The sequence below is a fragment of the Nocardioides kongjuensis genome, assembly GCF_013409625.1.
Taxonomy (GTDB): domain Bacteria; phylum Actinomycetota; class Actinomycetes; order Propionibacteriales; family Nocardioidaceae; genus Nocardioides; species Nocardioides kongjuensis.
The window spans coordinates 4,458,490-4,477,751 of the sequence record NZ_JACCBF010000001.1 but is presented as its reverse complement, the minus strand read 5'-3'; the positions used below and the strand labels follow the sequence as shown (position 1 = coordinate 4,477,751).

At 66.3% G+C, this 19,262-nt stretch carries 11 protein-coding genes and 1 pseudogene; 2 read left to right on the top strand and 10 right to left on the bottom strand.

Annotated elements, in window-relative coordinates; translation table 11 throughout:
• Positions 1-49: 49 nt before the first annotated feature.
• The 4 genes from BJ958_RS21495 to BJ958_RS21480 form a co-directional block, all read right to left on the bottom strand.
• Complete coding sequence (locus BJ958_RS21495) at positions 50-1,528, bottom strand: SpaH/EbpB family LPXTG-anchored major pilin (protein WP_281367199.1); 1,479 nt, start codon at positions 1,526-1,528, stop codon at positions 50-52.
• 85 nt (positions 1,529-1,613) lie between these two features.
• Positions 1,614-5,447: a DUF6923 family protein gene (locus tag BJ958_RS21490; RefSeq protein WP_179728883.1), complete on the bottom strand. Its 3,834-nt coding sequence runs from the start codon at positions 5,445-5,447 to the stop codon at positions 1,614-1,616.
• A 307-nt stretch (positions 5,448-5,754) separates the two neighbouring features.
• A complete protein-coding gene (locus tag BJ958_RS21485) occupies positions 5,755-7,335 on the bottom strand; it encodes a sigma-70 family RNA polymerase sigma factor (RefSeq protein ID WP_179728882.1) in 1,581 nt (526 codons plus the stop codon).
• 558 nt (positions 7,336-7,893) lie between these two features.
• On the bottom strand, positions 7,894-8,295 hold the full coding sequence (locus BJ958_RS21480; protein WP_179728881.1) for a hypothetical protein: 402 nt from the start codon (positions 8,293-8,295) through the stop codon (positions 7,894-7,896).
• A 399-nt stretch (positions 8,296-8,694) separates the two neighbouring features.
• On the opposite strand from BJ958_RS21480, the gene BJ958_RS21475 reads away from it, so the two are divergent.
• Complete coding sequence (locus BJ958_RS21475) at positions 8,695-8,991, top strand: YciI family protein (RefSeq protein ID WP_179728880.1); 297 nt, start codon at positions 8,695-8,697, stop codon at positions 8,989-8,991.
• A 221-nt stretch (positions 8,992-9,212) separates the two neighbouring features.
• Positions 9,213-10,179, top strand: a pseudogene (locus BJ958_RS21470) (IS481 family transposase).
• Between the two features lie 1,028 nt (positions 10,180-11,207).
• Here the strand turns inward: BJ958_RS21470 and BJ958_RS21465 are convergent.
• From BJ958_RS21465 to BJ958_RS21440, 6 genes are all read right to left on the bottom strand, one after another.
• Positions 11,208-11,531 (bottom strand): hypothetical protein, encoded by a 324-nt coding sequence (locus BJ958_RS21465; RefSeq protein WP_179728879.1) that lies wholly within the window; start codon positions 11,529-11,531, stop codon positions 11,208-11,210.
• A gap of 710 nt (positions 11,532-12,241) precedes the next feature.
• Positions 12,242-13,396: a glycoside hydrolase family 16 protein gene (locus BJ958_RS21460; protein ID WP_179728878.1), complete on the bottom strand. Its 1,155-nt coding sequence runs from the start codon at positions 13,394-13,396 to the stop codon at positions 12,242-12,244.
• 1,286 nt (positions 13,397-14,682) lie between these two features.
• Positions 14,683-15,774: a M24 family metallopeptidase gene (locus BJ958_RS21455; RefSeq protein WP_179728877.1), complete on the bottom strand. Its 1,092-nt coding sequence runs from the start codon at positions 15,772-15,774 to the stop codon at positions 14,683-14,685.
• Positions 15,762-16,775, bottom strand: a complete 1,014-nt coding sequence (locus BJ958_RS21450; protein WP_179728876.1) for a sugar ABC transporter substrate-binding protein — start codon at positions 16,773-16,775, stop codon at positions 15,762-15,764. The genes BJ958_RS21455 and BJ958_RS21450 overlap by 13 nt, the downstream gene beginning before the upstream one ends.
• Positions 16,776-16,811: 36 nt before the next feature.
• A complete protein-coding gene (locus BJ958_RS21445; RefSeq protein ID WP_179728875.1) occupies positions 16,812-17,771 on the bottom strand; it encodes an ABC transporter permease in 960 nt (319 codons plus the stop codon).
• Positions 17,771-19,255, bottom strand: a complete 1,485-nt coding sequence (locus BJ958_RS21440; protein WP_218865925.1) for an ATP-binding cassette domain-containing protein — start codon at positions 19,253-19,255, stop codon at positions 17,771-17,773. Before BJ958_RS21440 ends, BJ958_RS21445 begins: the two co-directional genes overlap by 1 nt.
• Between the last annotated feature and the right edge of the window lie 7 nt (positions 19,256-19,262).

The following is a 19,262-nucleotide window of genomic DNA, read 5'->3' as shown; positions in this document are numbered from 1 at the left end:
AGGTGAGGCCGACCGCCCCTACCTCAGGTGTTCAGTAGGACGTTGCCGATCAGGCGTTCTGCCGGCGACGGATGCTCAGCACCAGCGCGGCGCCGAGCAGCAGAGCACCGCCGATGTAGTAGAGCCAGATGCCCTTGCCACCGGTGAGCGGCAGCTGGAACCCGGCGTTGGCCGGGACGTCCTTGACCGTCATGTCCACACCGACCGTGGTGGTCGCGGCGGTGATGGTGAACTCGACCGGCTGGGCGAGGAGCTCGTAACCGGTCGGGGCCTTGACCTCGGCCAGCCAGTAGGTCTGGTAGCCCGCATCGCCCGGGGCGACCGCGACACCGTTGGCCCAGTCGGAGTACCGCAGGCCCGAGATCGTGACCTGACCGTTCGCGTCAACAGCGAAGACCGTCTGACCGCCCAGGGTGATCGCGTTGGTACCGGCCTTGGCGTCGGCCTCGGTCGGGTAGACGCTGAACTGCGCACCGCTGAGCGCGGCACCGTTCTCGTCGACCTTCTGCACGGTCATCGATCCCCACTTGGTGATCACCGGCGGGGTGACCGGCGGGCCACCCGGGTTGCCGGGCTGGACGTTAAAGCTGGCCGCGTTGGGGTACAGCAGCGCGGTGTTCACGATCTCACCGACCGCGTTGACCTTGGTGTCGATCTTCACCACGACCTGCGTGGCGGGGTGCGCCGCCAGCACCAGCCGACCCGCAGCGGTGAACTGCACCGTCACGGTGTTGGTGGCGGAGTCGAACACAACGTCGTAGTCGGTCCCCTGGGTGATCGCGGTGCCATCGGCCAGCGTGACCGTGGTGCCCACGTAGTCGAGCTTGGGGTCGAGCTGGTCGACGATCTTGTAGCCGTCGATCGTCTTCACGTTCGGGATGTCACCCTTGATCGTCCACGTCACGGGGTCGCCCAACTTGACCGCATTGGCGTCCTCAACCGTCTTGGAGACGTTGTCGATCGAGTTCTTCGGGTACACGTTGACGTCGTAGAGCCACGTGGACTGGTCGGCCGGGTTGGTCAGCGGGACCGAGACCAGGAACGGCGCCGACGGCGTCGTACCGGTCGGGTACGCCGTCTCGGTCACCAGGTACAGGCCCAGCGGAAGACCCGCCAGCGATGCGTCACCACTCGCGTTCGTGGTCACGGGCGAGCCCGACGCAGCCGTCAGGGTGTAACCGGCCCCGGTGATCGAACCCGACGCATTGGCCGGGTTGAACACGCCACTGAGAGCGCTGGCGTCCTGCCAACCCTGGTTGGTGGTCAGGTCGATCCCGCCCACCTTCTGGATCGAGAACGTCACACCCGGAACCGGGGTCAGACCCGTCGTGTCCTGCACCGTTCCGTTGTTCGGCAACCCCGTCGGGCTGTCAGGAGCCTTGAACTTGTGAATGTTGATGGAGCCGGTCTTGGTCGGGTCCGGCAGCGACGGCGACGCCGCACTCGCCGACGAAGCAAGCCCGACCAACACGACGCCAAGCGCGGCAATCGCCATGAGGAGCGCCTTGAAGCGTCCCGTGGTGGACATGGTCATTCTCTTCTCTACTTTCTGATTCTGGTGACTACAGGTCTGTGGTTCATCACGGTGGAAGTTGCATGCTGGCCAGACGCGGCTACTCCCTCACCCGCTTTCCGGTGCTCGCGCCCGAGCTGGGACGGCGGAACAGGACGAGCGACAGCACGGTCAGGAGCAGCAGGAAGCCTCCAAGGAGGGCGAAGGCCTTCGTGCCGCTGCCTCCAGCGAGGGGCAGGGTCAGAGCAGCGACGTCTCCGACCGTGATCTCAGGTTGACCGCCCGAGGTGCTGCCCACACTGATCGCGGTGTCACCGCCGCTGGCGACTGTGACGACACCCGTCGCGGACACGACGAACTTGATCGGCTGTGCGAGCAACTGGTAGCCCGTCGGCGCCTTCGTCTCCGTGAGCCAGTAGGTACCGGGCTGAAGCTGTGACATCTTGAACTCGCCCGTCTGACCCGACACGGGCTGGATGCCACCGGTGATGACTGCTCCCGGAGTGCCGTTGGCATCGGCCTGCAACTGCCAAGTCGAGCCCGCGAGCGAGACAGTGAATCCGGCGGCGTTCTTGCCGACCTTGCGCACGAACACGTCGTAGCGCTTCGGCGGCTCGACACATGCCGAGTTGTCTGTCGTGCTGGTCTCCTGTCCTGACGGAACCGCGACCGCGTTGTACAAGCCGGCGCCCGGGCCGCCGCACACCGTAGCGACGGTGTTGTCGGAGAAGTGGAAGGTGATGGTCAGCGCAAAAGTGTGGGTCACGCCGGCGGCAATGGTCGTCCCTGCGGGGGCGAGCGCGTACGGGCCAGCACCGCTGGCGCCGCCGTTCCCCGGTGCACCTGCACCCGATGTCGTCCAGCTCGCAGCGGTCAGCACCAGGTTCGCCGAGAACGCCGGCGTGTCGGTCAACGCGCCGTAGCTGCCTGCCGACAGGCCGCTGTTGATGACCTTCACCGAGTACGTGACCGTGTAGTTGCCCGCGACGTCCGGACCGCTGACAGAGCCCGCGGTCTTCGTGACATTGATGTTCGCCGGCGGGGTGTTGCACGCCGAGTTGTCCGTGGTGGGCCCTGTCTCACCGATCGCTGCGACCGAGTTGAACAATCCAGTGCCCGGACCTCCGCAGGCGGTGATCACCCCGGTGCCGGTGTACTTGAACTTGATCGCCACGTTGTAGGTGTGGGTGACACCGACGCCGATGGAGGTACCTGACGGGGCCAGCGTGAACGGCCCGGTCCCGGTGGCCGACCCCGTGCTCTGGCCGGCCCACGACGCGCTCTGCACCGTGTAGTCGGAGTCAAAGGCCGGAGTGTCGACCAGGGGGCCGTAGGTCCCGCTCGCGTTGCCGGAGTTGGCCACCGTGACCGTGTAGTTCGCCGTGTAGACCCCGCTGGCATCTGGCCCGGTCACGCTGCCTGAGCTCTTGACGATGTTGATGCTGGGATTGAGCGGTGTGTTCGTGAACGTACAGACGATGTTGGCGCCTGTCGCGCTTGCCGCAGGCACGGTGACCGAGCCCGAGGAGGTCGTCCCCGAGGCGACGACCACGTTGTTGTTCAGGGTGTTGACGCACTCATAGCTGCGGCTGTAGTTCGCGAGGTTCGCACCGCTCGCCCCGGCCTCGGTGATCGCGTAGACCTTGCCCGGGATCACCAGGACCGGACCGGCGACGGCGCCCGCATTCGTCTGCAGTCCCGTGGTGGATCCGCTGGTGGTGGCTGTGTTGTTCTGGCTGACACCGTTGCCGGTGATGCTCAGGTCGAATTGGTCGGTGGCCACCTTGCGTCCGACGATGTTCTTCTGGAGCGTGATCGTGCTCGGCATGGCGCAGGAGGCAAGGTCGACCGACTTCGTGTTCGCTGTCCCGTCGGGGTTCGTCAGATTCACCGACGACTGCACCACGCCCGTTGCAGGGTCGATCTTGCGGATGACAGCCTGCCCGCCGGTGCCGTCCAGACTCTGCGCGTACAGGTAGCCGTCGGCGCCGAAGGCGATGCCGTTGGACTCCACCGTGACCGCGCCCACCGGCGAGGTGAGCAGCGTCCCAGACGACGACGTAAGGTTGGTGTCCCCACTCGGAAGCGGAGGCGCGAACATGCGGATCTGACTCCGAGCAGAGCCGTCGCTCATCAGCACGTAGAGACGGCCGGTCGCGTCGAACGCGAGGTCACCGTTTCCGTGCAGTGTCAGGTCGGTGTTCCAGGGGAACGAGAACTGCCTTCCGAGCGAGGTGTTCGTGGCGGTGTCGTAGGCGTAGAACTCGTACCACCCGTTGAGGGAGTTGTAGGTCATCAGCCAATAGCGATTGGTGGTCGGGTCGAACGCACCGCCGACGATGTACAGGCCGCTTGCCAACGAGAGGGTGCCGACATTGGTGACCGCCCCGCTCGAGGGGTCGTACTTTTGCACCGTGACGGTCCCGGCCGAGGTCCGGTAGTTCGAGACTGCATATGCCGCAGTGCCACCAGGAGCAATCGCGAGGGCGTTGAGCTCCTGGAAGCCCAGCAGGTCGATGGGGGGTGTGTTGAAGGTGGCCACCCCGGTCGAACTTCCCGTTCCGGAGTTGATCGCGAGAAGCGAGTACGGCGACGTACGGTTGACGCCGTAGATGGTTCCGGCCGCGCAGGACAGCTGGACCGCCAGCGTGTGGGTGTCGGAATTGTCCTTTGTATCGACCTCGGCCTCGTTGCCGAGCACAGTCGCGGTGTTGGTGACCGCACCGGTCGTGCTCGACGCCACGTTGACGGTGATCGTGAACGAGATGCTCGTGCCGGCCGCGATCTGGCCGACACCACAGGTGACCGTCGAGCCGCTCGCCACGCAGGTCGACAAGCTCGACGACGAGTAGGTCGTGCCGGTCGGCAGGGTGTCGGTGACAACGGAGCCACTGCTCAGGCCCGGACCATCGTTGTAGACGGTCAGCGTGTAGGTGAAGGTCGAGCCGGCGACGTAGTTGGATGCCGGGTCCTGGCCGAGCGGATAGGAGTGCAGCGGCGTGTTGTTGCCGGTCGGAAACTTGCAGGTTCCCTGGCTCGGACCACACTTGCCGACCACCAGGTCCGTCGGCGAGCCAAGGCCGGAAGTGGCGTCGTTGTTGGCTGTCGACGGTCCATCGCCGACGTAGTACGAGTTGTAGGTGCCCGACGACATGTTGATCTGGTAGGCCTTGCCGGTGCCGTTGTCGATGAAGACGATGTTGCCGTTTCCCAGGGCGAAGCCGCCGCCGTACGCCTGCGGCCCAGACGGAGGCGTGGTTGCGTCGGGAATCGCGTTCGTCTTGACCGTCGTCGCCACGCCGGTGGCGGGGTCGACCTTGATCAGGTCTCCGCCATCGTTGACCGTCCACAGGAAACCGGCCTGGAAGACCCAGTCTGCGATTCCGCTGTTGCTGAACGTCTGCGACAAGTTCGTCGTGGTGACCGCGCCAGTGGCGAGGTTGACCTTCGTGAAAGTCGACATGCTGACGTTGTTGGCTGACAGGTACAAGGTTCCGGTCGCCGGGTCAACAGTCCCGTCGATGAAGTTCTGTGTCCCGGAGACGCCAGGAACGGCATCCGGAAGGGTCGCGACGTTGGCGGTCACGACGACACCGTTCTGCCCGATCTTGATCAGGCGGTTTACGCCGCTCACACCGCCGACTCTTTGCGTCGCATACAGGTAACCGTCAAGCGCGTTGAATGCGAGGGCATTGACCTCGCTGCCCAGGCTGCCCGTCGCACCCGCCGCGGTGAACGAGATCGTGCCGTCGGCGTTGTTGGTGATCGAGTACAACGTGGCAGGGTCGTTGGCAAGCATCCAAGCCTGCGGATTCGTCGCAGGGAACGGGTCGCCTGGAGCCGCACTCGCGCGAGGCGCGACCCCTGGCGCGAGGCTGGGCGCGACAACCGCGATGGCGACGAGCAGGAAGGCTGCGAGCGCGCGGGGGATCATTTGGCTCAGCGGAATTCCGGTACGACGACGCGCGCCCCGGTGTGCGCCACCGCGGCGGCGCGCCGGGAGTCCCAACAGAGATGCGCTACTGACCGTCACGCATCACAGACGCGTCGCTCGTCCGGGTCATTACGTTGTTCTGGCACAGAAGTTCGAATCTTCCGGTGTGCCTCAGCAGTGGTCCACATCATTCAGGCCAGCACCACGCATCAGCGCAAATGTTCATCCGCCACCGGTCTTGCCTGCGAATGGGGCGGCGGTCTGCCGCGATCCTTCGCAGTCGAGCTACGGCGTCCGGCAGCCCCGGTCACGGCAGATCGAGGCGATCTGACCTCGCGTTGTTCGACGGATCGGCATCGACCGTCGATGAGACCTGCAGCTCGGTGTTGATGTCGACCTGAGATGTGTTCGGTGCCCACCCGAGGTCGAGCCCGATCGCACCGGACCCGCTGTTCTCCGAGGCGCTGCACCGGACCTCTGCGAGCCGGTTCGGTTCGAATCGGACGACATGACAGGTCCATCCGGGAGCGTCACGGAGGTCAGGGCTGAACCACTGGACGTTGGTAAAGGTCATGACGAGCGTCGCCGGCTCGCCTTCGGCAAGTGCCAGGACATCGACATGAGACTCAACCCGCTGCTGCCGCCACCAGCTCGTCGCCGAGAGGGACGCGATACGCGGATCCGGAACCGGATCGACCGGCGGCACGTCGACCGGCGGCGCACTGGCAGTGGGCGCCGGAGGCGTCTTCGATGAACCCGGCGATGGAGCAGTCGGTGTTGCCAACCTCTTGTTCACCGGCTTTGCCTGAGTGCCTTGGTTGACACGGGGCTCAGCGGGAGGACGCGCCTGGGGCTGTCGCTCTCCGCTTGCGCCGACCACCTTCGCCTTCTTCGCTTTGGAGGGCCCCGCTGAGCCGGGCACGACCGGCGCGAAAGGAAGCCGCGCACCGTCTTCGTGGTGCTGCTCCGCAGCCGACACGGGGCGTTCGTCACTGCCCTCGTTGTCGAACACCGGGCGGCCTATCCAGAGCGTCGATCCCGCAATCACCGATGCCGCGGCAACAGACGCTGTCACCTTCAGCGACGACCAGGCGGCGACCTTGATGGCCGCGTGCCCGGACTTGGGGAGCACGGCCATGCCGAGGAGAGCAGGGGCAAGAACAGCCGCGAGGCGGTTGTTCAACTGACCGAGGTCCTCAAGCGATGCCCTACACCGGTCGCAGGTGGCGAGATGTTCCTCGAGCCAGGTCCGCTGCGCCCGGCGCAAACCGCCCCGAACCGCCCGCGGCATGAGCTCTGCGGCTCGCTCGCAACCAGGATCATGCGTCCCTGCAACGTGTTCGCGCAGGTAGGCCAGACGCAGCCCTTCTCGAGCCCGGAACTGGAGGGCATGCACCGCATTTGGTTTGAGGCCGAGCCGGTCGGCGATCTCCTCGACGGGCTCACCCATCACAGCGGAAGCCCACAGGACCTCTTGCCACCTACTGGGCATCGATCGGAAGGCCTCGGCGACTGTGGATCGCTCGGCATACTGCTCGGCTAGGTCATCAACCTGCATACCAGGCAGGGCCCCGACGTCCTCCATGAGGGTTTCTCGTCCAGTCTTGCGAAGTTGACTGACGTTGAGATTGCGAATCGCAGCCAGCAGGTACCACAGGAAGGAATCCGGACCTGGGCCGCCGCCGGCCCGCACCTTGGTCCAGACGCGCGAGAACGCTTCGTTGACCAGGTCTTGCGCCTGACTGTCGCCCGCCACCTTGGAGGCGTAGGCCCGCGCTTCACCGACGTACTTCTCATAGAGCTGGCTGAAGGCGTCGTCGTCGCCTCCTCGAGCCGCTTCGAGGAGCCGCTCGTCGTCCCCGGAGTGCCGTCGTGCACTGTTCGACATACCGTATGGACGCAGCGCGGAGCGTCATACTTATGACGCGACCTGAGCTTTTTTCATGCAGTTCGCTCGCGCCCGAACCGAGCTATGCGAAGGCGCCTGAGCGTCCAGACGCGGTCGTGGCGTCACGGTCGGCCGTTGATGCCTCCTGCCGGTACTGATTAGCTTCGGTGCTTTGGCGCATGCCGCGATGCGCGGGCGGCCCGAAATCCGAGTGCCACTGTCACGCTGATGGTGACCAACCCGAGAACGGCGATCATGGGCATCAAGTTCAAGACATCACCTCGGCTGACCGAGCGCTGGCCAATCCGGCGCTTCTATCGACTCGACGGAGATGTGACCGCATGACTTACGAGACCGATCAGATCGGACAGCATGACGCCTCCGACGCGGTCACGATTTTGGTCGAACGTCAGCCAACTGGTCCCACGCGCTCGTGGCTTCCTTCAGCCGGATTTCCATCACCAGCGTCCTGCGTTGTAATCGACGCCCCCTCAGTGGTCCTGTACCCATGCGGAATGCGGGACCACTGCGGAAACGGCGGGCGCCGGCTCTCGGCCGTCAGTAGCAAACGATGCGACCGATCTTGATCTTCGTCTTCGCGTAGACCCCGGACGCCTTGAGAACGAGGCGGAACTTGGTGTTGCAGCGGTCGGAGAACTTGAACTTGAAGTGACCACTTACGGCGTCTGCTCGATCCCTATCGACGGTCACCCAGTCCCCTCCCGGACGCTTGCGCTGGAGCTTGACGCGCTTGCCGAGGTACGTCACCGCGTCGCCCTTCGCGTAGAAGCGTCCAGAGTTGCGGATCTCGCCCGCCGTGAAGTTGTTCACGACGTGGTACTGCAGCTCGGCTGCCCGCGCCGGCGTGACAGCGCCGGCACTTCCCGGCGAGATCATGAGGCCAAGTAGGGCCGTAGCAAGCACGGCCATCCCGGCGATCATCTTCATAGCGATGCGCATCTTTCCTCCTCAATACAGCACGCTTTTCTGGAGCGATACCGCTTCATCGGACATGAACCAGACGCTGCCGGACCGCTCCCACTTACTCGCGACACCTGCAGTAACTCGCGGCGAATTGCCAAGATCAACCGACGATTGGCAGGAACCCTCCGGCCCATCCGGGCACCAAGAGGCACGGAATCCGGGGGGCGCTCGTCGGTACCAAACCGACGTAAGCCCGTGCATCCCAGAACCGTCTATCTCGCAGCGTCATCCCGTTCCTGGGCCGTCAATACACCGACGGCGCAGATGTAGTCGCCGTGAAAACCGCCCGGTCATCGGAGACGCGCCCACGTTCCAACCCGGTCGTGGGCCGGCGTGGACGGCACGGTGCCACCGCAACGAAAGGAAACCCCAAAGATGACCAAGTACCTCGTGCTCTACCGATCCGACTCCTCCGCACAGGAGCAGATGGCCAGCGCAAGCCCGGAAGCGCAGCAGGCTGGCATGCAAGCGTGGATGGAGTGGTTCGGCCGTGCCGGCGACGCCGTTGTCGACGGAGGCTCCCCCGTCTCCGGAGGCGACAGCACCGTCGGTGGCTACTCCATCCTCGAGACCGAATCTCGTGAGGCCCTCGACGATCTGCTCGCCGCGCATCCCCATCTTGCGGTTGGCACGATCGACGTCCACGAGTTCCTCGCCATGCCGGGAATGTGATCCAGGCCCGAGGGCCTCGGCCGCCACAGCCGATGTCCTCGGGCCATTTCAGAGCCGTGGCGCTCTGAAGTCTGGTCTCCACCGGCACCGATCGTGGACCCAAATGCACCGCTCTAGGTGTACCCGGCCAGGACGTTGGTAGCGGCGTGGCTGGCTGAACGAACGAGAACCTCCGGGTGGGATGTGGCTTGTCTAAGGCCCACTCCAACCCGGAGGTTCTCGTGTCCCACGGTAGTGCCCGGCTGACCGTTCACGGTCGACGCCTGATCGTCCAACGCCACCAAGCAGGCTGGAAACAAGCCCACATCGCTGCTGCGATGGGCGTGTCTCGCAAGTGTGTGAAGACCTGGATCGACCGTTACGCCGCCGAAGGCGAAGACGGCCTGGCCACCCGCTCCTCACGCCCCCACTCGCTGCCCACCAAGACCAGCAACGAGGTCGAGCAGAAGGTCCTCGCTGCTCGTGCCGAGCTGCGTGAGGGCCCTGATGTTCTCGGCCCGAAGGTCGGAGTGCCTGCACGGACTGTGTCACGGATTCTGCGTCGCTACCGCGTGCCTTACCTGCGTGAGTGCGACCCGATCACCGGCGATGTCATCCGGTCCTCGAAACAGACCGCGATCCGCTACGAGCGGGACCGGCCCGGCGAGCTGGTCCACATGGATGTGAAGAAAGATCGGCCGGATCCCCGACGGCGGCGGCTGGCGTGCCCACGGTCGTGCCAGTGGCTCGATCGAGCGCGACCGGTCCACGAAGGTCGGGTTCGACTACGTCCACTCCCTGGTCGATGACCACTCCCGGCTGGCCTACAGGGAGATCCTGCCCGACGAGAAGGGGCCAAGTTGCGCGGCATTCCTCGAGCGTGCGATCGCCTACTTCGGCGCCCACGGGATCACTCGGATCGAGCGGTTGATGACCGACAACGCCTGGGCCTACCGATGGTCGCTGCGCACGGTGTGCGCCGAGCACGGCATCGTCCAGAAGTTCATCCGTCCCCACTGCCCTTGGCAGAACGGCAAGGTCGAACGCCTGAACCGGACCCTGGCCACCGAGTGGGCCTACCGCCAGGTCTTCACCACCAACGACCAGCGCACAGCCGCTCTTGCTCCCTGGCTCGAGCACTACAACACTGAACGCCGCCACAGCGCACTTGGAGGCAAGCCACCGATCAGCCGGCTGCTACCAACCTGATGGCCGGGTACACCTAGACGTCTTGCCTGCGCAAAGGGACCTTCTACTAGGCACGCCGCGCTGCCCTGGCCATCTCCTTGTGCCATCTGACCAATGTAGTGTTCGCCTGGTCCGCCTCCCTCCCAGACGCGGACCAGACGAACACCGCGACGGAGCGCGGGATGCGGGCCCGGCCCGACGTCGCCTACTGTAGGGACGCGCGGTTGGTCGACCGTCTTACGGCACGAGGGCCGCCTGTTTCGGATGGCGTCGTGCTCGGCCTCGGTCTTCCCTACTTCCGCATCGCCATCGCCACCAATGGCGCCACGAGTTCTCGATCCTGAACGAAGTTTCTTTCTCGATCCTGAACGAAATTCCGCTGAGGCGATGATCTTTGAACCCCTGTCTCCGGCATCTGCCGGCTCCCCGAAGCCGTTGGCGGGGCCTTGGCGATCGTTGATCACGCTCGCACAGCAGACGGCACCTTTGCCTTCGATGCCGGCATGATCGCCCTCGAGCTCCGCGCCGAGCTCAGCGCGACGCTCGCCGTTGCAATGGCGTACCGGCCCGGGCCGTGGAAGGCACTTGTCCATGCCTAGCTTCTGTCGCGGTCTCTCGCACCCGCAGAGCCATACACCGCCGCGCGGGGCAAGGGCGTCATCTACCTCCCGACCACCGTCGGCTGCCCGGAGAGCCCGGGCGACGCCCGAAGCCCGGGTCAGCGACCACAACGACCTTACGATCTTCCAGCTCCCGCCCGCCGCGCCACCCTCTGGCTCCCCCGCAGTCGCGGCCGCCGTCGGCAACCTGTACGTCATCAAGAACACCGACGGTCCCACGGTGATCGTGAACGCCGGCCCTGGCGACAAGCATCGACGGTGCCGCGTCGATCAGCCTGGCCCAGTGGGCCTAAGTGCGGCTCTACGCCGTCGGTGGCGGGTACTGGATCACGCTCTGATCCACGTCGGACCGAGGGCCGGTGGCGCTGGCCCGCCAGCCTGCCCGGAGGTCGACGGGCCGGGTTTCGTCATCCAGCGGCCGCTCCTCGGTCATGGTCGAAAGACGAAGCGGTAGCGATGGTCGAAGGCCTCCGACAGCCTCTCGACTAGCTTGGCCGCCTCGATGTCGGAGGCGACGTGTCGCCCGTTCGCCTGACGGTCGGCTGCCCATGCCGCAAGATCGCGAGCTAGCTCGGGCGGGGCACCGAACTCGATGAACTCCTCCGCATCGCTGAACAGAAGACCGGCGTGCCACAACGGGCAATCGACGTCCTCTTTCGCCATGAGCCGGATCACGTCGCCCTCCACGGGCGCAAATGGGTCATAGTCGTCGCCCGACGTCGAGTCAGCACCGCCAGGTCGCAGGATCGCCACGGGGTCCCCTCGCTCTCGGCTCTGTCGGCTCATCGAGTCGGTAGAGCGGTCCTCGCTGTGGGTGGGTGGCAGCTGCAACTGTGTATGCCTGCGCAAGGCTTGCAGCCGCCACCCTGCCGGCACCTGATACGAGAACCCTGGTGTCCGTCTCAGGATCCGGCGTCGAGGAAGCAGACCGACCAAGGTCCCCTCCGCGCCTGCTCCTCAACGAGAAGACGCCGGATGTCGGTGCGTAGTTACGACGTCGGCGACCCCCTCTGTCGGGGTGGGTGGCGGCCCCCCCAAAGGAGATATGCCCACGCAGGCAAGGAGCCGCCACCCTGCCGGACCAGCTGGATGTTCAGGGGAACCACCGGTCCGGCGTCTCGAGGTTGAGGGGCGGGACGCATCCGTGCAGAACCCCCCAGGTTCCCCGCCCCTCGCACATCTGACGCCCAGTGAGGGCACCTCCTTACGCAAAGGCGCCGCAGAAGCCCTCGCCCACCGACTGCTCACCCGCACGCACCTCTGGCGCGGCGCGACAAGTGCGCCTAAGCAGTCACACGGCGCACCCGTCTCTCGGTTGAAGGGTCCGGGTCTGCTGCACGAACGGGTGACAGTTTGACCCGCTCAGTCAGTACCGGTGCCGAACCCAATCTGGCCTTGACGAGTCCCTGGCAACCTCATCCAGCGTTCGTGACTGGGATGCCTCGCTGCCCGAGTGAGTTGTACTACTCCCAGGCCTTGACCCAGTCGACGAGCAGCGTGGACGTGTCGGGCATGCCGGCGGCACGGGTGTTCCAGCCCAGGCCCCAGACCTGGGTGAGGACGACGTAGAACGGCTTGTCGAACGGCTGCGGTGCGCTCATCCCGGTCGGCGTCCAGGAGTGGGAGTAGCACAGGGTGCCGTCGTAGTAGAACCGCATGACGCTCGGCGTCCACTCGACCGCGTAGTCGTGGAAGGCCGTCGACGAGGTCGGCATCCGGCACGAGTAGCCGGAGCTCAGGGCGGTGTTCTCACCGGCGTAGTGCACCGACGGGTAGACGTTGGCGGGCAGGCCCGAGAACCACTCCGCGATGTCGACCTCACCCGAGGCCGGCCAGCGACCGTAGGCCTGGTCCTGCGGGTAGAGCCAGAACGCCGAGTGCGAGCCGGCGATCCCGGACTCGGCGGGCATCTTGATCCGCGCCTCGAAGCGGCCGTAGGCCTGGGTGAACATCGACCGGGTGGCGACGGTGGACACCTCGGCGTTGGTCATCCACGAGCCGTACGGGCTCCGGCACAGGAACTGCTCGGGCAGGATCGTCGAGGTCAGCCGGAGCAGGCCGGACGAGACGCCGACGGTGCGGTCGTTGTCGACGTAGCAGCCCTGGCTGCCGCCGTACATGCCGCTGATCCGGGTCTCCTGGACCATCCACTTGCTGCGGTCCAGCGCGGTGCCGTCGAAGTCGTCGCGGAAGGTGCAGGCGTAGTAGCCGCCCTCGGCCCGCTCGGGCCGGACCCCGCAGGTGTCGCTCGGCGCGGGCGGCTTCGGCTTGAGCGAGGACGTGGCGACCGGGACGACCTTGCGGGTCCCGCTGACCTTGCCGCCGGCCACGACCCGGAAGGTGCGCGGCTGGTCGGGATAGGGGACGGAGATCCGGAAGGCGCCCTTGCGGGAGGCGCGGTCCTTGCCGACCGTGGTCCAGTACGACGGCCCGCGGGCCTGCAGCCTGACCACCTGGCGCGGCTTGGCGCGGCCCTTGAACACCACGCCCTGCCGATTCAGCACCGGTCGACTTAGTGCCGGTCCGGCGATGTCGGTAGCTCGTGCCGACGGTGCGGTCACCAGACCGGCCGACACGATGCACATGACCGCAGCAATCAGCAGTCGATACTTCCCCATGATGTTCCCCCTCTGTCATACAACAGGGGATGGACGCGCAGCCATGGCCGCTCCTTACGGAACGCGAAGTAAAGAGTCGCGTGACCAGATCCAGTAGCACATGCGCCGACCGAGCTTGCGAGGTGAATGCGGGCCGCAGCCATGCGGCGACAGACACGGCCGGTCAACATCGCGACGGGCCATTCACCGTTGCACGGCGTACGGGACTCAATGCTCAGGTGGCGGTCGTGAGTGGCGCCACCCCGGGGGGAGGCCCAGGGTGACGCCGTGCCCGGAGGGGGCTTGAGCCGGCTTCCTGAAGCTCGGCAACCGGCTCACCAAGCTAGACGACCGCCAAGCCTGCATTCTTACGCGAGGACACGGAAAATGCTGTGGCCGATCTCGAACTGCCTGGTCTGGTGACCCTATGTCAGCCTGTCCCCCCGCCGCAGTAAGGGTGCAGCAGCCCAGCGCGTCCTAAGGAGAAATCGGTAGAGGAGAGGCGACACCAAACGATGAACGAACCTAGCGACACGGCGCGAGCAAAGTGGCCACTGCGGCGTCTCATGTCCGCGCACGGTCTCTTGGACGCGAGCTACCTGCCTCCGTTGCTGACCAGGTACGGCATCGAGTTGAAGGTCGAGCGGGTCGAAGACCTGCTAGACGTGACTTTGGACGACATCGAGCCGCCGCTGTGCCATATTCTCGTCGACTTGTTTGGCCTCGCGTCGGAGGACGAGTTCCGGGCTCCCGCTTCACCCAGCAGACCTGCTGCGAAGGCCGAGGAAAGATAGCGAATCCTGGTTGGCGTCGCGGGAAAGCCAACGCTGAATCGATTGGGCAAGCTGGTTCGATTCTTGTCCGCCCATCGCGGCTCAGCGCCGGCACGGCGCTTCCCGGGGGATGAAGCCGATGTCGGAGGTCACGCGGGCTCGATTCGGCGATTCGGTCGGAGGGAGACCCAGTTGCGCCGGTGATGCTCGGACCTCATCCAACTGCTATGGGCGGCGGCATGTTCGCGAACCCAGTATCCCGCCAGCCGTAAGGGACGGCTCCTCGACTGCGTCTACGTGACAGGCGCGACAGGCTCGATCTAGCAAACGGGAGCCGACATACGCCTCCAAGAACGCCGATTCAGTGACAAGCATGGGAGCGTCGCCGAATCGGCACCGGGTGGCGGCCCGGCCCCGTACACATCCGGTGCCGCCACCCGACCTCTCTCTTGCAACGGACCCGCGCCCAGCAGCGGCGGCGTCTGTGCGGTCGGGGCCGGCCCGGCACGCCTAGGTCCTTCCTGGTTTTAGGCCTCACAGGACAAGAAGCTCACGGGGTCGGTTGTTGGCCACGTCGCGTCCTGCGTCCGTGACGACCACGATGTCCTCCACGCGTGCACCAAATCTCCCCGGAAGATAGACACCGGGCTCGATGCTGAACGCCATGCCCGGCACCAGCACCTTTTCGTTGCCGGCCACGATGTCGGGCGCCTCGTGCACGTCGAGGCCGATGCCGTGACCCGTCCGGTGTAGGAACCGGTCGGCCAGTCCATGTGCACGCAGCACCTGGCGGGCGGCACGGTCGACGTCCTCGGCGCGGACGCCCGGACGAACTGCCGTGACCGCAGCGTCCATCGCCTCGACGACGGCGGCCGTCGCGTGCACGGCGGCCGCTGCGGGTTCGCCGAGCGAGTAGGCCCGGGTCGAGTCGGCGAAGTAGCCGCCGCACCAAGGCCCACTGACGTCGACGAAAACGAGGTCGCCACGTTCCATCACTCGTGGTCCTGCACTGTGATGGGGGTGTGCGCCGTTGGGCCCAGAGGCGACAGCAATGAACTCGGCCCGTGAAAAGCCGTGGTCGGTCATGAGTTCGGTGATGTCGCTCGCGACGTCGAGCTCCCGGCGGCCTGGCCGTAGCAGGTCCGGTACGACGGCGTGCACGGCGTCGATCGCCGCGCCTGCGCCTCGCAGCTGCGCGATCTCTTCCTTGTCCTTGACGAGTCGCAGCGCCTGCACCGCGGCGTCTGCGACGAAGGCGGTCCCTCCACCGGTCGCACGCTGGAGCCCGATCACGTGACGCGCGGCGAGGTCGGCGGATACCGCGACGCGGGCCACCCGACCAAGCAGCTCCCCCACGACGGCGTACGGATCCTCGCCGTCCGCCCAGGCCACGATCTCGAGATCCCGCTGCGGGACCGACTCGCGCCAGGTGTCGGCGTCCATCAACGGCACGACCAGGACCGGCGCTCCGCCGCCGACGACCAAGCCGGTCAGGCGCTCGAAAGGAGGGTGCGTCGCGCCGAGCAGGTAGCGGAGGTCGGTGCCCGGTGAGACAAAGGCCGCGTCGACACCGGTGCTGCCGAGGGCGTCGCGGAGCCGTTCGTGACGGGCCGTCACGACGTCCATTGCGCCTCGAAGCCCGACGCGTCATTCGCGGTGAGCAGGCCGCCTTCGACGGGCGCGAGCGTGGTGGCGTCGACCGCCTTGTGCTCCGGCGCCTTTCCCTGGGCGGTCTTGATCGCAATTTCCGCGCCGGTCTGACCGATGCTGAACGGCATGGTGAGCTGGGCCCCGAGCCACTCCCCCGAAGCCACCTTCTCCACAGCCTGCTTGCTGCCACCGAAGGAGATGATCTTGATCTTTCCGGTACGTCCGGCGCCGTCGATGGCCTGCGCGGCCCCCAGGGTCTGCTGGTCGGCCAGCGAGACGAGCACCGCGATGTCGGCGTTGCGCTGCAGTTCACTTTCCATGACCGAGCGACCGGTTGCGGTGTCGTACTTGCCATCCTGCGACCCGACGTAGTCGACGTTGGCAGGGGCAGCCTTCATCGCCGCGGCGAAGGCGTCCTTGGCGAGTCGGTCGCTGGGGAAGGTGCTGTCGCCGTTGAGGTAGAAGACCTTGCATGGGTCGACGTCGGCACAAGCATCGACCGCGTGCTGGGCCATCGCCGCGGCAGTCTTCTGATAGTCGCTGCCGACGACTCCCGCCTGGCCGGGGAACTGGAGGTCGATCTTCGTCGTGTCCGGACCGCAGGCGCTGGTGATGCAGACAACCGCGATGTCCTGGTCGGCGGCGCGGCTGAGGGGCGCCGCGACCGCTGCGCCATCGATCGGCTCGATCACGAAGGCCTTGAACCGGCCGGAGGTAACGGCATCCTGGATCTGCCCGATCTGTTTCGTGGAATCGAAACCGCCGTCGAACACCTGCACCTTGCCGCCGCCGAGCTTCTTCGCAGCGGCCTTCACCCCGTCGGCCTGGGCCTGTTCGTACGAGTTCGCAGACGTCGACAGGAAGACGGCGATGCCGGGAGCGTCGGAGCCGGTGTCGGCGGCCGAGCCGCAGGCCGCGAGTGGCGCGGCCAGGCTGAGCAGAGCGCACGCCAGGGCGACACGGGACTTGGGAATCATGGGATGAGGACCTCTCAGGAAGGGGAACTGCACGGGCTACTTCTGTGTGCGTCGTGCCCAGGCGTCGACCGCGACGGCCAGCACGATGATGATGCCGAGAAGGACCTGCTGGTAGGCGGGATCGACCGCCAGCAGGTTGAAGCCGTTGCCGATCAGGGCGAGGATCAACACCCCGACGAGCGCGCGCGGGATTGTGCCCGCACCGCCGTAGATGCTGACGCCGCCGATGACGACGGCCGTGATCGCCTGGAAGGCGAGGTCGGTCCGGATGTCGGCCGACGCCGAGGAGTTGCGGCTCGCGGCGAGGACGCCGGCGATACTCGCGGAGAGACCGGAGACCGCATACGCGAAGACCTGCACGCGGTTGACCGCGATGCCCGAGTAGCGGGCGGCCTCGTAGTTGCCGCCAACGGCGTACAGGCGGCGCCCGACCACGGTGCGGGCGAGCAGGACCGCGGTCAGCACGGCGAACACGACGAACACCACGGCTGGCAGAGTCAGGTCACCGAAGCGCTGGAGGCCGAGGCGCGAGAATCCCTGGCCGGCAACGGACAGCACCGAGCCGCGTGTGATGAGCTGGGCAATGCCGAGGAACACCACGGAAGAGGCGATGGTCGCGACGAACGGGTTGATCCGACCGACGGTCACGAGGAGTCCGTTGAAGACACCGAGCACCAGTCCGCTCAGCATGCCGACCAGCAGAGCGAGCGTCGGGTCGCCCAGGTGCACGGCGAGCCACGCCGCCAGGACACCAGACAGCGCAAAGATCGCGTCCACGGAAAGGTCGAAGCCGCCCGCCACGATGCAGATCGTCGAGCCGCAGGCGATGATCCCGATCGTCGACCATTGATCGAGCAGGTTGAGCTGGTTGGTGCCGGTGCGGAACGGGGCTGAGGCGATCGCCAGTGCGATGAACAGGCCGACGGCGCTCAGCACGACGCCATAGTCGCGGGCCAATGCAAGCGAGCGGGGCGCAGGCAGGGTTGGCGTGGTCATCAGGCGGATTCCTCTCGGGCTTCTTCGGCGAACATCAGCTGCAGCAAGTGGTCCTCATCGATCTCGTCGCCGACGAGCTCGCCGACGACGCGGCCGGTGCGCATCACCAGGACCCGGTCCGCGAGACCGACCAGCTCCTCATTGTCGGAGGACACGATCAGAACGCCTGCGCCCTCGTCCGCGACCGAACGGAGCAGTTCATAGAGCCCGGCGCGGGCGCCGACGTCGACACCGCGGGTCGGCTCGTCAGCGATGAGTGCAGTCGGCCGCTCGAGAAGCCACCGTGCGAACATCACCTTCTGCTGGTTGCCACCGGAGAGCTCGCCGACGAGCGAGTCGATCCGGGCCGGGTCGAGGCCGACCTGCGGCAGCAATTCCCCCAGGACGTCGGTTTGGCGGGCCTTCGACACGAAGCTCAACCGGCTGACGCTGGCCAGGTGGGGCAGCGTCACGTTCTCGCGGACGGTACGCCCGAGCACTAATCCGTGGTCCTTGCGGCTCTCGGGAACCATGACCAGTCCGGCCTGCTGAGCATGGCGCGGTGATCTGAAGGGTCCGCTGTGGCCCGCGACCGTCACGTTTCCGGCACGGGGTCGACGCAGGCCAACTAGGGTTTCGACGAGTTCGGTGCGGCCGGCGCCGACCAGGCCGGCGATGCCGACGACCTCGCCGCGACGGACCTTGAGGTCGACGTCGTGGAACTCGCCGTCGCGGCTCAGACCCGTGACCTCGAGCGCGGGGTCGGCGGTAACGGGCGGGGAATCGAGGCGGTCTGGGAACATCGAGCCGAGGCTGCGGCCGAGCATCGACTCGACAAGGCCGTCAGCCGTCTCTCCGTCCGCAGGCGAGGAGCGCACCAAACGGCCGTCCTTGAGTACGGTGATCCGGTCGGCGACCGCCAGCGCGTCCGCGAGGAAGTGCGTCACGAAGACGACCGTGCGCCCCTCAGAACGCAGATCATCGATGATCCGCAGCAGCTGGTCAGCGTCGCTTCCGGCTAAGGACGCCGTCGGCTCGTCCATGATGATCAGGTCGGCGTCGCGGGCCAAAGACCTCAGGATCTCCACCTTCTGCTGGTCAGCGAGACGCAGAGAGCCGGCGGGTGCGGCCGGGTCGACATCGAATCCCGCCTTGGCCGCCAACGCGTCGTACTTGGCGCGGAGACGGCGCCGCGGGACCAGGTCGAGCGCTCGACCGGCCTGGCCGAGGAAGACGTTCTCTATGACGGACCGATCGGGCACAATCGCGAGCTCCTGCGCGATGAATGCGATACCTGCGGCGATCGACGCCCGCGGCGAGCGGAAGTCAACCGGCTCACCCCGGAGGATCAGCTGGCCCGCGTCGGGGCGGTGCACCCCGGCGATGACCTTGCCCAGAGTGGACTTGCCCGCGCCATTCTCCCCTACGAGACAGTGCACCTCGCCCTGTTCGATCGTCAGGTCAATGCCGTGGAGCGCGACGGCACCGCCGAAGTGCTTGGCCACGCCCTCC